The organism is Pseudomonas sp. Q1-7 (genome assembly GCF_028010285.1).
Lineage (GTDB): Bacteria > Pseudomonadota > Gammaproteobacteria > Pseudomonadales > Pseudomonadaceae > Metapseudomonas.
In genome coordinates this window covers 746,632-760,697 of record NZ_CP116304.1, presented here as the reverse complement: position 1 = coordinate 760,697, position 14,066 = coordinate 746,632, and the positions used below count along the sequence as shown (strand labels likewise).

Genomic DNA, 14,066 nt, shown 5'->3' with positions numbered 1-14,066 from the left:
CGTGTCGCCGGATGCCTAACGCATCACGGCGGGTATGTAATCGTTCGCTCAGGCCGCTCGGTAGCCGGGCGCCAGCACCGCCGTTTCCACGCCGTAGAGCAGCAGCGGATCTTTCAGCCAGAGGCGGTACTCCGGGTCACGCAATCGGTGATCCGGCGAGCAGTCGATGCTCCACTTGCGCAGCACGTAGCCAGCAGTGGCACCGCGCAGGCGCAGGCGCAGCACCCCGTCGCTCATGCCGTAATCCATGATGGTGATTTCGGGGTGCGGTTGATCCGGGTGAGGCACCAGTTCGACCTCCAGTATCCGGCTCCACTGAACGTCCTGTTCAGGGCGTTCGTGTTCGGCGACAGGAGACTCCTTTAGTAGCTTTGGCCGCCTGATGCGGGTGATCACGAAGTCTCGAAATGCCTCGCGCCTGCGGTCGTAGCCGCGCACGTGCCAGCGCAAGCCCGTATCGATCAGCGCGAAGGGCACGATCTCCCGCTGGGTCTTACCGCTGCCCAGGGAGTAGTAGTCCACTCGCAGAGGACAGCGGTGATAGATGGCGCGGGTTACCACACCCAGGGTTTCCAGGTCAGGCTGGGTCAGGCGTCCTGGCGTTACGCAGGAAATCCCCGGCGCACTGCTTGCAGGCTCGCCATCGCCAAAGCCCTCGGCCAACCAGGCCAGCACTCGGTCAGCAGAAAAGGTGAAGAGCGGGCGAAACTCCTTGGTCGGCGTATAGATCTTGCTGCTGCGGTCATAGGCCAGATTGTTGCCGGCGAGCTCACGATAGGTGGTGAGGTCGCGGGTGGCGGCAGCCGTTTGAATGCCGAAACGCTGAATCAGGTCCTGACGCCCGATCTCGCCGACAAACCGCAGACGCAATTCGAGGTAAGCCAGGCGGTCGCGCTGGGCCTGGGTCAATTGCGAGAGAGCCTCAATGGTCATGGCTTGGCCAGTCTTGAACAGAACAGCGCACACGATAAACGGCGATCAAAGTACCGGCAAATAAAAATCACAAAAAGAAAACTTGAAGATCATTTTGATCCGAAATAGCCTGAAAGCACTATCGCGTGCCGCCATGCTCACCCCTCGCCCCCCCCAAGATTCAGTTGATGTCGATTGGGTTGATTTTCTGGATGATCTATCCAGAGTCGGGCGGATTATCTCCGATCGTCCTCTGCCTAAACTGAGGGTGCACCCATTCGCAAAGGAGCCCCCCATGGCAGACCATTCCATCAATGGCAAAGTCGCCCTCATCACTGGCGGCGCCAAGAATCTCGGTGGCCTGATCGCCCGCGACTTGGCCCAGCACGGCGCCAAGGCAGTGGCGATCCACTACAACAGCGCGGCCAGCCGGGCCGATGCGGACGCCACGGTCGCGGCCATCAAGGCGACTGGAGCGCAAGCGGTGGCGCTCCAGGCCGACCTCACCACGGCTGGGGCCGTCGAGAAGCTGTTCGCCGACGCCATCGCCGCCGTGGGCCGGCCCGACATCGCGATCAACACTGTGGGCAAGGTGCTGAAGAAGCCGATGATCGAGATCAGCGAGGCCGAGTACGATGAGATGTCGGCGGTCAACGCCAAGAGCGCGTTCTTTTTCCTCAAGGAAGCCGGCAAGCACGTCAATGACAACGGTAAGGTGCTGACCCTGGTAACCTCGCTGCTCGGCGCCTTCACCCCGTTCTATGCCTCGTATGCCGGCACCAAGGCGCCGGTGGAGCACTTCACTCGTGCAGCAGCCAAGGAGTTCGGCGCGCGAGGAATTTCGGTGACGGCGGTCGGGCCGGGCCCGATGGACACGCCTTTCTTCTACCCGGCCGAGGGTGCCGATGCGGTGGCCTACCACAAGACGGCCGCAGCGCTTTCCCCGTTTAGCAAGACCGGTCTGACCGACATCGAGGACGTCGTGCCCTTCATTCGTCATCTGGTCAGCGACGGCTGGTGGATTACCGGCCAGACCATCCTGATCAACGGAGGTTACACGACGAAGTAGTCGCTGCCGCACACTGCCTCCTGCTCCCATGCTCTTCAAACTGGGAGCAGGAGGCTTGCGGCCTTGCCTGCATCGGAACCTGAACCTCTGAGGCCGAGCGCACTCACGGCCTGCCCAGTGCAGGCAGCACCTCGACTACTGACGCTAAAGGAGCATCGAACATGCACATGCTGTTGGTCATTGCGGGAGGCACGGTGCTGTTGGGCGTATTCCTGCTGTTTGGCAAATTATGGGGTGGTGACGCGGCTGCTTTGGCCCTGTCGGCAAAGGCCTTCATCCCAGTATGGCTGGCGCTCTCAATTGCCAACCTCTGGGTTGGCGTCATTCATGCCGGTTACACCGTACGCGAGGAGCTGCCGATCCTGCTGCTCGTCTTTCTGGTGCCGGCGGCGCTGGCCGGCCTGGTGATCTGGAAGCAGGGATGACACCTAGACCGAATTCGGCAGCGGCCACGGAGGCCACGACGGCATCGCAGGTGGTTCAGTGGTGGTCGGCCGCCCAGCGAGACTGGTTCAGCCACGCCCCGGACTTCGATCGTCGATTTCGGGCGCGATTCCTGCGTGCGCACCACCGTGCCGCCGCAGGCGAGCTGAACCATTGGTCCAGCACCGCCGAAGGCGCGCTTGCCCTGCTGGTTCTGCTGGACCAGTTCCCGCGCAATGCGTTTCGGGGAACAGCGCACATGTATGCAACGGATTTCCTCGCCAGAAACGTGGCGCGGGCGGCCGTGAATGCGGGACTGGATGCTCAGGTCGATCCCGCATTGCGGCTATTCTTCTATCTGCCGTTCGCACATTCGGAAGACCCGGCCGACCAGCGACTGTCGGTCATGCTCAACCGCCGCCTAGGCCAGCCCTGGCTGGATCATGCGCTGGGCCACCAGGCGATCGTCGAACGGTTCGGCCGGTTTCCACATCGCAACATCCTGCTGGGGCGCTCTACCACGGCGGCGGAGCAGGCATTCCTGGACCAGGGAGGGTTTGCCGGCTGAACCGGACGCGGCAAGCCACGCCAGCGCCTTGAGGAGGACGATGGACAGATTCGATCAGTACCGCATCTTCGCTCAGGTCGCGGAGATGGGCAGCTTCATCAAAGCGGCGCATGCACTGGAGCTGCCGCGCGCCTCAGTGTCGGCGGGCATCCAGCAACTGGAAACGCAGGTGGGCACCCGCCTGCTGCACCGGACCACGCGCCAGGTGCATTTGACCGCCGATGGCGTGCAACTACTCGAGCACGTGCGCCCGTTGCTGGCCGACGTGGAAAACATTGACACGATGTTCCAAGCCAGCCAGCGCCAGGTATCAGGCCAATTGCGGGTCGATGTGCCCAGCCGCATTGCGCGCAGGCTGATCGCACCGGCACTTCCGACACTGTTGCGGCAGCACCCCCGGCTGCGGCTCATCCTGGGGTCCAGCGATCGCGCCGTTGATTTGGTGCGGGAGGGCGTCGATTGTGTGGTGCGTGTCGGCGCGTTGCAGAGCAACTCTCTTGCCGTTCGGCCGCTGGGAAAAGTCGGACTGATCAACTGCGCCAGCCTCGCCTACCTGCAGGCGCAGGGCATGCCTGAACAGCCTAGCGACCTCTGCTGCGGGCACTGGATGGTGGGTTACGCATCGCCCACCACCGGACGCGAGATGCCGTGGGACTATCTCTCCGACGACGGTATCGAACACAGTGTGCCCGTGCCCAGCCAGGTGGTGACGAACAACGCCGAGAACTACATCGCTTGCTGCCTCGCGGGTTTGGGACTGATCCAGATACCTCGCTTCGACGTGCAACACCTGCTCGACATGGGAAAACTGGTGGAGGTCATGCCCGCACACTGCGCAGCGCCAATGCCGGTGTCGCTACTCTATCCACACCGGCGCCAGCGTTCACGGCGGCTGGCAGTGTTCATGGACTGGTTCGAGGAGCTGATGAAGCCGCATCTGCAAGCATGAGGAACGGACCTGGCAATGGTCTTGCCGCTTCTTGCTCCGACACGCGTCAGCAATCCCAACCAGCCAGCCCGATCATCGAGCCTGACAAGGGCCGCTCGGCCGTCGGAGCAACACCACAGGCTGACTGGCAATGCAAACTCATGCAGAAAGCAGCTATCAATGTTCTCGACCTTGGTTTACGCCTTGCTCAGAAGGCATCGTCAGCCAGAAATCGCTTGCGAACGCTTGATGTAGTCGAGGAAGTCGATCCACGGTATTTGGACGCTTTCCATATTGCAAACAGCAGGAGTCTTTCAGCTGTGGTTCAGCCTGCTCAAAGATGGTTGAAACGCCTCGTCGGTGACCAACTCGCAGCCATGCAGCTGCTGTCTACCGAGAGGGCCCGATGACCGAGTTGTCCATTGTCGATATCTACTGGGCCGAACGGACCAAGCTCCTATATGACGCGAAAAGGCAGATATACATACCTCCCAGTACCCGCGGAATGGACGGAAACGGGTTCTATTGCATCTATGGCCGCCATCCCGTTTATGGCCCTGACGTCCTGCTGTACATCGGCGAAACGAAAGAAGCGGAGAGTGGGCGGTCCTTTCGGGATCGTCTGGGAGAACACCTGAAAGGGCGATTTTGGTACCACGCCAACCTGTCTATCGCGCTTGGCATCCCAGACGGCAACCAGAAGCTCCTGCCTCAGGACGTCCGTCTCGTAGAATCAATTTTGATTGCAGCCCACATGCCTGCACTGAACCGTGTGCACATCGATTGCGCGATGGAAGGTTCCGAGCGCTTCCTCGTCAGGAATTGGGACTTTCCAGACGCACTTCAGCACGAGTGCTCGGGGTATTACTGGCGGCAGTGACTACCCATGTGCCTGTGTTAGAGGAGTAGTGTTCCGGCCGCTCTGATTTTGCAAGCGCAGGCATCCGAGCAGCCATCGCTAGATCATCGGATCCCAACGCTGGGACCAGTCGGTATCCTGACTGACTACATCGCGGAGCAGTGCAAGCGCCTGTTGCAGCGTCGTCGAATCGCGATTCCGGGAATACACCAGGTAGGTCGGATAGCTGAACTCCGGCGCCTTGGGAACCCGCTTTAACACCTTCTTGTCGAGGTAGCTCTGCACCACTCGCGTACGGAAGTAGCCGGAGCCGCCGTTCTCCAGGATGTACTGCAGCGCCAGCGGCCCAAGGTTGAAGGAAACCGCTGCCTTGGCCCGCTCGGGTAAGGCTCTGTCGTGTTGACGACGAAATCCCTCGCCCCAGTCGATGTAGACATAGGGCTCCGGGTTCTTCGCCCGCACCAGGATCAGCTTCTCCTCCAGCAACTGCTCCACCTGCATGCCTGGCCAGTAGTTCGGCTGGTAAACCAGCACCGCATCCAGCGCACCGAGCTCCAGCTGACGCAACAGGGCCTGGCCATCACCGATTTCAGCACGCACCGCGTGGTCGCCTATGGTTTCTCGAATGCGACTCACCCAGCGCAGCATCAACGGGTTACAGAGGCTCACCTCACCGCCGATGTGCAGGATATTGTGATACCCGTCCGGCAACGGCAGGTCGCGTTGCGCAGCCTCCCAGGTCTGGACGATCTGGTTGGCGTATGGAACGAACGCCTCGCCATCGGCGGTCAATCTTGCGCCCGCCCGGTTGCGGACGAACAGTGTGCTGCTGAGCTGGCTCTCCAGTTTCTGGATACGCGCGGTGATGGCCGTCTGAGTCAGGTGCAGATGTTCGGCAGCAGAGACGAAACTGCCGTAACGAACGATTTCCAGGAAGGTACGAGTAAGGTCAATGTCCATCGGTACGACAAGCGGGGAAGTGATTGAAGCCGGGTTCAACCGCGTCCGAAAGCCTCCTTTTGAATGACAGATGTGAAATTCGGCGCCGGCTCGGTCCGCTTCGGCGCCAAGGCAGTCGATCAGCCCAGATGAGCCAGCAGGTCACGGTGCAGGGCTGCGACCAGATCCGTTTGCGTGATCACCCCGACCAGTTCCCCTTGTTCCAGCACTGGCAGACAGTGTAGGCCGTGATCGGAGAGTAACGGGATAAGTTCCACTGCATGGGTGTCCGCATCCACGGTACTGACTGGGCTACTCATCAGCTGTCCGAGGACCCGGTCCCGGCGCCAGCCCAACAAGTCGAGCAGGCTCGTCGAACGCGTCGGCGGCGAGGCGCCGACCAGATCGATCAAGCTGACGATGCCGACGAGCCGGCGTTCTTCATCGAGGATGGGCAACGCTTTCAAGTGATGCCGGGTGAGTAGGTGCAGCCCTTGCTCCACCGGGGTTTCGGGCGACGATCTGGTACTTTACAAAGGTTAGATTCCTGTTCTATTAAGAAATCGTCCCTGACGAGCTCTTTGTTCCTGAGGTGGTGCTTGAGGGGCGATCTAATGGCCCTATTTCTGCGACAGCAGAAAAAGGGATGGGATGACTGGTCAATGCAGGGGACAGCAGATGGAGCTTGTCTGGGCTACTGAGGATTTGGTGATCGCTGGGCAACCCTATCCGGAGTTCCCTATTCTGCTTTGGGACTCAATGGAGAGTTGCATACCAGCCAATCAATTTTTTCGTCACTACCTGCTTCGCGGAGCCATTCGCTCCAAGCGATCCTGGCCCAGCACAGGACGCGCTCTGTACGACTTCTTTAGCTTCATCCAGGCCCATGACCTAGACTGGCACGACGTTGATCGAGGCGAGGCCAAGTCCCTTGTGGCTGCCTATCGGGACTACTGCCTGGACTCATGCGAACTGGCATCGAACACCACCTACCAGCGCCTGCATTACATCTGCGAGTTCTACGAATTCGCACTAGAGCAGGGGTGGGTGAGGCGCCTGCCCTTCACCTATGAAGAACGCACCGTGAGGCGCCAAACAGGTTTCCTTGCGCATACCGATGCCAGCGGCGGCAAGGCCATGGCGAACGATGTGATGCCGCGTAAACCCAAGGTCCTGCCCAAGTACCTGAGCATGGCCGAGGTCAAGGCGCTCCTGGCTGCAGTGGAGAACCCCCATCACCGGATGATGATGCGTCTGACGCTCCATACGGGCCTGCGCCGCGAGGAAATCGCCACGTTCCCGCTGGCCTATGTCTTCGACCCCGACAAGAAGGGAGGAACCGAGCGGAACCACCTCCTTCACCTCGATCCGTTCGACGGGAGCGGCATGGCGACCAAGGGCAGCAAGCCGCGAGACATCCGCGTCAGCCGCAAGTTCATGGCCGAACTCTATCGCTATGTGACGAAGGTGCGAGGCGAACGTGCCTCGCTGAGCGAGGCCCCGCAAAGGCCGCTGTTCCTCAACCAGTTCGGGGAACCCTATAGCGAGGACGGCAAGAGCCTCAACCGGATCATCAGTGAGACTGGTAAGCGCGCTGGAATCAAGGTCCATACGCACATGCTCCGACATACCTACGCCACCCAGATGCTCGTCAGCCTTCAACGCAACCCTGAGAGCGGGCTGGATCCTCTGGTATTCGTTCAGCGGCAACTCGGCCACAGCTCGATTCAGACGACCATGGTGTACCTGCATCTGGTCAACGAAATGGCCGACCAGGCGGTGTTGGCCTATGACGACGAGTTGAACGCCCTGGCGGAGGCGGCCTAATGGGTAAGCGCAAGGTATTTGCCAAGACCGACCTCAGCGTCCCGCTAATCGAGCACAGACTCGACGCAACTGGCAATGTGGTCATTCTGCCTGAGGCCATTCCGCCGACGAACACCACGGTCAAGTTCGGGCGTAACACGTCAAACAGTCGGAGTTTCGACTTTTCCCGTTGGTACGGCGCCGGCATCGACCCCATCACCTACGCCTGCCAACGCCAGATCGAGCGCTTCCTCGCCGGCCAGGACGACACCGTCACGACCACCACCGTAGCTTGCTACTGCACAGGTGGGCTGCGCCATTTCCTCGACTGCTGCGTATTGCGGGCGACGGCTTTGGAACGTGACCTGGCCCTGGCCGATGTGAATCGGGACCTGATCGACGGTTATCTCACCCATCTGGCCGGGCTGGGCTTGGAGACCAACAGTCAAAGAAGCCAATACTCGAAAACCAAGCCCGTGCTGCTCGCCTTGGGACGGCGTGGGCTGATCCCCCTAGTCACCTCCGGCGATGCGGCCACCTTCCCGACCAATCCCTTCCCGAACAGCAAGTCCAAGGCCAAGGGAGAGACGGCGCTGTCCAAGCGCGAGCGGCAAGCATTCGCCGTGGCGCTCAGGCAGGCCATCAAGCCGATCTGGGCCGACGATGTGCCTGTGACCGGCGATCTGCTGGCCTTCGCCCTGCTGGTCGTGGCGCTGCATACCGGACGCAATGCCACGCCACTGCTGGAAATGGGCCGCAACTGCCTGCGCCCGCACCCCAAGGACAACACCGTGTTCCTGGTGCTGTGGAAGCGGCGCGGCTACACCAGCAGCAAAGTGGCGCTGCGCGCCAACTCAGACACCGGGCGCGTTCTGGAGTCTACACCGAGCGTGCGAACCAACGTGGAACGCCTCATCCGCCGTGTGATGGCACTGACCGAGCCTCTGGATGTTGAAGCCCCGGACGACCTCAGAGGCCGTGTGTGGCTGTATCGCAATCGCCACGGCACGGCTGCCGGTCAAGTCACAGCGTTGAGTGCAGCAATGTTACTTCAAGCGTCAATCCGTCTCGTAGCCGAGCATGGCCTTACTGACAGCGACGGACAGCCACTGCGCATCAATGTCTCGCGCCTGCGCAAGACCTTCGCTAATCGCATCTTCGAGCTGACCGACGGCGACCTGGCGACCACCGCCGCGGCCCTTGGCAATACCCTGCAAGTGGCCGACCAACACTACGTGGCGCCCGGCGAGGATGCCCGTCGCAACTGGAGGTTCATGGGCGAGATACTGGTGCAGGAGTTGCTGACCCAGACCATCGGTGCGACCCACAAGGACACCCCTTTGGGCCACTGCGCCGACCAGGAGCACGGCCAATACGCCCCGAAGCTCGAGGGCGCAACTTGCATGAACTTCATGAACTGCGTGCGCTGCAAGCACTACGCGGTAACTGCTGAGGATCTGTACAAACTGTTCAGCTTCTACTTTCGAGTGCTGGCCGAGCGCTCGCGCATGGACAAACGGCGCTGGGCGCGGGAGTACGCCCACATCCCCCGCTTGATCGACCACTACATCGTTGCCGAGGGGCTGCGACAGGGAACCTTCAAGGCCGCAGCCGTGGAAGCCGCCCGTGAGCGCGCTCGTACCCAGCCGCATCCGTTCTGGTCGGTTGATCTGATCGACAGTCTGGAGGTCTTTGCATGAGCGACACCCCCCTGGCGACGCTCCTCTGGGCACCTCTTGCAGCCCAGCCGGGCGATGTGCGTGGGCTCCCCGAGTCTGAACGCGACGCCCTGATCATCAGCGCTATTCAGGTCGATGGGCAGTGGGTCATCCGCAGCCGCTACGGTGACGACATCTGGCACCTCGAGGGCTTCACCAGCAACGTGAAGGCCAGCGGTAAACGGCTAGACTTCGGCACTGTGCCGCCCGCGTTTCGGGCGGTGATGAAGGCGATGCTGTACCGCTACCTACGGCGTGGACGTCTTGGGGCGAAGCGGCCTAAAGGCGTCGCGCTGCATCAATGTTTCTCTAATGCGAGGCCATTTCTACGCCACCTGGAAGCGCTCAAACTTGACCACTTGGGTGCGGCGACACCCCAGATCTGCAAGGCCTATGTAGATGCCTGCAAAGCGCACCGGCAAACCCACCGAAACAAGGGTAAACCGCTATCGCCGCGTGCGTTGCAAGTTCGATTCGGTGCCATCGAAGCGCTTCATGAACTGAGCCAGTACACCGACGACCCGATACGACAGCATCCCTGGCTCGATACTTCCGCGATGGCGATGGCGGGGCTCACCGGTCGCGGCGCTCAAGGCAGCCAGACTCCGCTAATCCCCGATGAGGCGTTCTGCATTCTTTTCCAGCGCGCTTACCAGCAGGTTGAATGCGGCCAGCATCTGCTTGACCAGCGCGATGCACTGGATGCCCTGACGGCTCAGCGAAAGGAACTGCGAATGGGGCAAAGTAATGTGGCTCTCACTAATGCCAAGAACCGCCACCTGGACGCCCTTGGGTGGGAGGGCGGTCTGAAGCTATTCCACAAGGCGCTCATCAACCTGCGCACGGCCTGCTACATCATTCTGGCCAGCACCTCCGGCTGTCGCAACCACGAACTGGCCAACTTGCAGGCGGGTGCGCACCATCGCACTCAGGACGATGAGGGCAGCATCTACCACTGGATGAGCTCACGATCGGAGAAGACCGATGCAGGTGCGCATGACTGGATGATCCCCGAGGCAGCCGTGCGCGCTCTGCGCCTGATGGAACGTTGGGCCGCACCCTACCAGGCCATGATCGCCGCCGAGATTGTGCAGCGCCGCCGTGCCAACCCGCATGATCCGCAGATTGCCGAGGCGCAAAAGCACCGTCATGCGCTCTTTCTGGGCGTATGTCGGAATGAGGGCAATCAGATACACACGCTTTCCAATAATGCTTGGAACAACAACCTCAGGGCATTCGCCAAGGGGTGTGGGCTGAGCTGGAATCTCGCCAGCCACCAGTTTCGCCGCAAGTTCGCCAACTACGCCGCACACAGCCGCTTCGGTGACCTGCGCTATCTGAAGGAGCATTACGCGCATTGGTCGCTGGACATGACCTTGAGTTATGCCATGGATGACAGCTGGGGACAGCACCTGGACCTCGAGTTGTACGACGAGATTCAGGCCGAGCTGGACGACATCAAGCTCGACGTCGTCGATAGCTGGCTGGGTGACGCCCGCCTGGCTGGCGGCTATGGCCGTGCGTTCAAGCAGTGGCAGCGGGAACCGCAGAACCTGCTGATCTTCAAAGATCACGCCTCGATGCTGAAGTCCATTGCCGAGAGCACCGCGATTCGCAGCAATGGCCATGCCTGGTGTACAGCGGACGATGGCGGCTGCATCGGTAATACCCTTGAGCGCACCCGCTGCGGCAACGGCTGCAACAATGCCGTTATCGGACGCCCCCACACGCCCTTTTACAAACGGCTCTACGAGGATCTGAAAGAGCTGCTGCACTGCTCGGATATTGGCGAGGGCGGCCGCCAGCGCGTTGAGCGCGATCTGAAGCGCTGCCGTGACGTACTGACCCAGTTGGGCATCGACCCGGAGATCCTGATCGCATGAAACCCAAGGAAAAGGCGGCCAACTACAAACCAGCCGAGGATCGGGAGAAGGATCTGAAGTTCGCCCTCCTCCGTATCCAGAAAGGCCGTGCCAAAACAGGGGAAACGAAGGTTACCATCGCCGCAGTCGCCCGCGAAGCGGGCGTATCGACGGCACTGATCCACAACTACTACCCAAGCATTGCCGAAGCTATCCGCCAGGTTCAGGGACGCTCCAGTCGCGCCATGCGAGATGTGAAGCACCAAGACTTGCTTGCCGAGCGCAAAAAATCCGCTGGCTACCGTAAGGAAATCGAGGAGCTGCGAGCGAAGGTCGCCAATCTCGCCTCCATCAATGAGGTGCTGTTGGAAGATAACCGTGTTCTGAAGGAGAAGATGAACGACCGCAAAGTCGTCGAACTGGCTTCAAGGAAGCCGCATGGATAGGTCGAATTGCTTGGTGCGCAATTGCACCCAGCTGAGGAATAGCGTCTTCGATCACCGCTGACAGGGTAGCTAGAGAGTCGGCTCCGCGTGTCGGTGTGACCAGTCCTTCGTCCTGCATATTGAGGGATCAGTGAAAGCCTAAGCCCAAAAGAATACCCGGGCACACTTCCCAGGGTCCGAGATCATGGACCTAAAGAAAGAGAAGAACTTCTTCGAAACTCGCGTCATTGAATACCAGACCTGCGGTGCGCTGAGCTGGGATTGAGTCCGGGTCCCGTAGTTTTTCAGCAAACATTGAAACTTTTTCACTGAATGTTGAAACGGATGCACCGATACGGTGCAAGGCCGCTGCCTGGGGAGGCAGCGGCGCCAGCCATCTGAGGGTGGCTCTAGCAGGGCGGGCAAGACCATCGCCCCCAGGGAATGGGGGCGTTCAGGAGTAAACGAAAGGGCCGGTAAGCAATGCTTGCCGGCCCTTTCTATTGGCGGGTAGTTCCGTTTTCAGCCAGAAGCGCCACTGGACACCCCACCAATACTCGCCTGGACTTACAATCAAGACGTTAATTATGCATTTTGCGACGGGGTACCGTTGCCGGCCCACCGGGAAAGCCGGGTAACAGAAAGGGTCAAACCACCGGAATCGCCTTGCGCATGAAGACTCGGGCGAAACCGTTTTCCATCGCTCGATGGGCTTCCAGGTATCCCAGCTTTTTGTAGATCTCGATGTTTTCGGTCATCTGCTCATGGGTGTAGAGCCGAACCGCAGTACATCCGGCGCGCTGCGTGTAATCCTCGCAGAACGTCATCAGCATTTTCCCGATGCCTTGACCTTTGCAGCGTGGCAGAACGGCGACATTGACCAGCAGCATCTCATTGTCTTCCTTGCACATCACCACTACCCCGACCAATACCGAGTCGTGCAGGACGACGTAGACATCCGCGTCGGCGATGACTTGCCGATAGTCATCAAGCATCGGAGCTGGCTTCTTGCCGATCCTGGCAATGTAAGGCGTGTAGGCTTCGCTGACCAGCGCGGTGATGGCGTCGACGTCCGCCACAGTCGCCCGTCGAATGGTTGTCACAAGTTGCAAACCAGACCTCCTGAGGACATGGACATCGTATCCAGTACACGAGGCTCGCAATGTTACATGGAACATCGCTGACCTAAAGATTGGCCGAAGCAGAGCATCGAGCACGTCTAATTTCGTGCCAGAAACGACCTTCGGAGGCGCTCGGCGATACTACTCAATGCACCCCATAGCCCTATGCGTATTGCTGCATATGCCTGTTCTCAAAAGTCATCAAGTAGCAACTTTAAATTGCTTTACGCAAGGAGTGTAGATCGAAAAACATGGCCTTCATGTCGTAGGTAGCCATCTGCCAGCCAGCGTAAGCCTAACATCGTAAGCGACTAGCGCGAGATGAGGTTACGAGCATTCCGTAACAGCCGAGCTTGGCTGCAGCATTGTGAGACAGATGGAGTCCCGGAAATGAAAGCTCAGGTTAATCGGCTAATGCAGAGCAAAGGAGCTAGCCGCGAACCAGAAAACGTCATTGTTACGCCAGGCTCACTGCAAGCGTTCGACCTTCTCATGCGCGTGCTCGTTAGCGCTGGCAATCGCGTGCTCATTGAACAAACCATCTACACGACCAACATCCAAGTCCTAAGTGCCTATCAAGCGCGAATGACGCCCGTAACGCCCAGCCTGTTTCCTTTCCACTGTGCAAGGTAGTCGTCCATGCAAAAATGCTTGCTGCTAGCCCTAGCTGCCCCCCTGCTGCTGGTCGCCGGAATCGCCCGCGCCGGGGTTGATGAAAACTACAGTGTGGTCCTGCTGACGGAGAACTACCCGCCCTACAACATGGCGATCAACGGGAAGAATTTCGCCCAGGAAGACAACATCGATGGCATCGCCGTCGACATCGTCCGCGAGATGTTCAAGCGCGCCGGGGTCAAGTACAGCCTGACTCTGCGCTTCCCCTGGGACCGCATCTACAAGCTGGCGCTGGAGAAGCCGGACTACGGTGTCTTCGTCACCGCGCGGCTGCCCGAGCGCGAGCAGTCCTTCAAGTGGGTCGGCCCTATTGGTGTGGATGACTGGGTGATGCTGGCCCGCGCTGACAGCTCAATTGCCCTCTCAAACCTAGACGAGGCGCGCAAATACAAGGTGGGAGCCTACAAGGGCGACGCCACCGCCGAGTACCTAGTACAACAGAAGCTGGAGCCGATCACCGCCCTGCGCGACCAGGAAAATGCCCGAAAGCTGGAGAAGGGCCAGATCGACCTCTGGGCCACTGGCGACCCGGCCGGCCGCTACCTGGCCAAGCAGGAAGGCGTAGAGGGCCTGAAGACTGTACTGCGCTTCAATCAGTCAGAGCTTTACTTGGCGTTGAACCGCGACGTGCCGGATGAGATCGTGCAGAAACTGCAGGGCGCTTTGGACCAGATGCGCGCGGAAGGCTACGTCGACGAGATCCTCAACAGCTATCTCTAAGGAAACTCCGGAAAAGTCCTGGCCGATCAGTTGAAATAGCC

General features: G+C 60.0%; 13 protein-coding genes and 2 pseudogenes. 11 read left to right on the top strand and 4 right to left on the bottom strand.

Going from position 1 to position 14,066, the window contains the following annotated elements; all coding sequences use genetic code 11:
• Positions 1 to 48: 48 nt before the first annotated feature.
• On the bottom strand, positions 49 to 933 hold the full coding sequence (locus PJW05_RS03395) for a helix-turn-helix transcriptional regulator (RefSeq protein ID WP_108240850.1): 885 nt from the start codon (positions 931 to 933) through the stop codon (positions 49 to 51).
• Positions 934 to 1,207: 274 nt separating this feature from the next.
• On the opposite strand from PJW05_RS03395, the gene PJW05_RS03390 reads away from it, so the two are divergent.
• The 5 genes from PJW05_RS03390 (at position 1,208) to PJW05_RS03370 (ending at position 4,780) form a co-directional block, all read left to right on the top strand.
• Positions 1,208 to 1,981 carry an SDR family oxidoreductase gene (locus PJW05_RS03390; RefSeq protein ID WP_031690338.1) on the top strand — a complete coding sequence of 258 codons (774 nt, stop codon included), beginning with the start codon at positions 1,208 to 1,210 and terminating at the stop codon, positions 1,979 to 1,981.
• Between the two features lie 161 nt (positions 1,982 to 2,142).
• The gene (locus tag PJW05_RS03385; RefSeq protein WP_031690337.1) at positions 2,143 to 2,406 is read left to right on the top strand and encodes a hypothetical protein; all 264 of its coding nucleotides are present in this window, start codon (positions 2,143 to 2,145) and stop codon (positions 2,404 to 2,406) included.
• Positions 2,403 to 2,972, top strand: a complete 570-nt coding sequence (locus tag PJW05_RS03380) for a DUF924 family protein (protein WP_031690336.1) — start codon at positions 2,403 to 2,405, stop codon at positions 2,970 to 2,972. Before PJW05_RS03385 ends, PJW05_RS03380 begins: the two co-directional genes overlap by 4 nt.
• A 40-nt stretch (positions 2,973 to 3,012) precedes the next feature.
• Positions 3,013 to 3,921 (top strand): LysR family transcriptional regulator, encoded by a 909-nt coding sequence (locus tag PJW05_RS03375; RefSeq protein WP_031690335.1) that lies wholly within the window; start codon positions 3,013 to 3,015, stop codon positions 3,919 to 3,921.
• Positions 3,922 to 4,306: 385 nt separating this feature from the next.
• Positions 4,307 to 4,780 carry a hypothetical protein gene (locus PJW05_RS03370; protein WP_108240849.1) on the top strand — a complete coding sequence of 158 codons (474 nt, stop codon included), beginning with the start codon at positions 4,307 to 4,309 and terminating at the stop codon, positions 4,778 to 4,780.
• A 78-nt stretch (positions 4,781 to 4,858) separates the two neighbouring features.
• Here PJW05_RS03370 and PJW05_RS03365 read toward each other — a convergent pair whose 3' ends face one another.
• Together PJW05_RS03365 and PJW05_RS03360 are read right to left on the bottom strand one after the other, a co-directional pair.
• On the bottom strand, positions 4,859 to 5,719 hold the full coding sequence (locus PJW05_RS03365) for a LysR family transcriptional regulator (protein WP_108240848.1): 861 nt from the start codon (positions 5,717 to 5,719) through the stop codon (positions 4,859 to 4,861).
• Positions 5,720 to 5,838: 119 nt separating this feature from the next.
• A pseudogene (locus PJW05_RS03360) lies at positions 5,839 to 6,213 on the bottom strand (CBS domain-containing protein); the annotation flags it as partial.
• A 163-nt stretch (positions 6,214 to 6,376) separates the two neighbouring features.
• On the opposite strand from PJW05_RS03360, the gene PJW05_RS03355 reads away from it, so the two are divergent.
• From PJW05_RS03355 to PJW05_RS26670, 5 genes and pseudogenes are all read left to right on the top strand, one after another.
• Positions 6,377 to 7,525, top strand: a complete 1,149-nt coding sequence (locus PJW05_RS03355; RefSeq protein ID WP_108240940.1) for a tyrosine-type recombinase/integrase — start codon at positions 6,377 to 6,379, stop codon at positions 7,523 to 7,525.
• Positions 7,525 to 9,204 (top strand): hypothetical protein, encoded by a 1,680-nt coding sequence (locus PJW05_RS03350; RefSeq protein ID WP_108240846.1) that lies wholly within the window; start codon positions 7,525 to 7,527, stop codon positions 9,202 to 9,204. The genes PJW05_RS03355 and PJW05_RS03350 overlap by 1 nt, the downstream gene beginning before the upstream one ends.
• On the top strand, positions 9,201 to 11,105 hold the full coding sequence (locus PJW05_RS03345) for an integrase (protein ID WP_108240845.1): 1,905 nt from the start codon (positions 9,201 to 9,203) through the stop codon (positions 11,103 to 11,105). The genes PJW05_RS03350 and PJW05_RS03345 overlap by 4 nt, the downstream gene beginning before the upstream one ends.
• Entirely contained in the window at positions 11,102 to 11,530 is a 429-nt protein-coding gene (locus PJW05_RS03340; RefSeq protein ID WP_108240844.1) for a TetR family transcriptional regulator, read from the top strand. Before PJW05_RS03345 ends, PJW05_RS03340 begins: the two co-directional genes overlap by 4 nt.
• Positions 11,531 to 11,705: 175 nt before the next feature.
• Positions 11,706 to 11,795 (top strand): annotated as a pseudogene (locus tag PJW05_RS26670) (hypothetical protein); the annotation flags it as partial.
• Between the two features lie 361 nt (positions 11,796 to 12,156).
• Here PJW05_RS26670 and PJW05_RS03335 read toward each other — a convergent pair.
• Positions 12,157 to 12,621: a GNAT family N-acetyltransferase gene (locus tag PJW05_RS03335; RefSeq protein WP_240431971.1), complete on the bottom strand. Its 465-nt coding sequence runs from the start codon at positions 12,619 to 12,621 to the stop codon at positions 12,157 to 12,159.
• Between the two features lie 648 nt (positions 12,622 to 13,269).
• On the opposite strand from PJW05_RS03335, the gene PJW05_RS03330 reads away from it, so the two are divergent.
• Positions 13,270 to 14,025, top strand: coding sequence for a substrate-binding periplasmic protein (locus PJW05_RS03330; protein WP_108240843.1), 756 nt, complete (start codon positions 13,270 to 13,272; stop codon positions 14,023 to 14,025).
• Positions 14,026 to 14,066 lie beyond the last annotated feature (41 nt).

What these genes read in the sequence shown, in the direction of transcription:
- PJW05_RS03330 (WP_108240843.1), top strand. Translation starts at nt 13,270, where the DNA reads ATGCAAAAATGCTTGCTGCTAGCCCTAGCTGCCCCCCTGCTGCTGGTC.
- PJW05_RS03345 (WP_108240845.1), top strand. Translation starts at nt 9,201, where the DNA reads ATGAGCGACACCCCCCTGGCGACGCTCCTCTGGGCACCTCTTGCAGCC.
- PJW05_RS03395 (WP_108240850.1), bottom strand. Translation starts at nt 933, where the DNA reads ATGACCATTGAGGCTCTCTCGCAATTGACCCAGGCCCAGCGCGACCGC.
- PJW05_RS03350 (WP_108240846.1), top strand. Translation starts at nt 7,525, where the DNA reads ATGGGTAAGCGCAAGGTATTTGCCAAGACCGACCTCAGCGTCCCGCTA.
- PJW05_RS03380 (WP_031690336.1), top strand. Translation starts at nt 2,403, where the DNA reads ATGACACCTAGACCGAATTCGGCAGCGGCCACGGAGGCCACGACGGCA.
- PJW05_RS03390 (WP_031690338.1), top strand. Translation starts at nt 1,208, where the DNA reads ATGGCAGACCATTCCATCAATGGCAAAGTCGCCCTCATCACTGGCGGC.
- PJW05_RS03370 (WP_108240849.1), top strand. Translation starts at nt 4,307, where the DNA reads ATGACCGAGTTGTCCATTGTCGATATCTACTGGGCCGAACGGACCAAG.
- PJW05_RS03385 (WP_031690337.1), top strand. Translation starts at nt 2,143, where the DNA reads ATGCACATGCTGTTGGTCATTGCGGGAGGCACGGTGCTGTTGGGCGTA.
- PJW05_RS03355 (WP_108240940.1), top strand. Translation starts at nt 6,377, where the DNA reads ATGGAGCTTGTCTGGGCTACTGAGGATTTGGTGATCGCTGGGCAACCC.
- PJW05_RS03340 (WP_108240844.1), top strand. Translation starts at nt 11,102, where the DNA reads ATGAAACCCAAGGAAAAGGCGGCCAACTACAAACCAGCCGAGGATCGG.
- PJW05_RS03365 (WP_108240848.1), bottom strand. Translation starts at nt 5,719, where the DNA reads ATGGACATTGACCTTACTCGTACCTTCCTGGAAATCGTTCGTTACGGC.
- PJW05_RS03375 (WP_031690335.1), top strand. Translation starts at nt 3,013, where the DNA reads ATGGACAGATTCGATCAGTACCGCATCTTCGCTCAGGTCGCGGAGATG.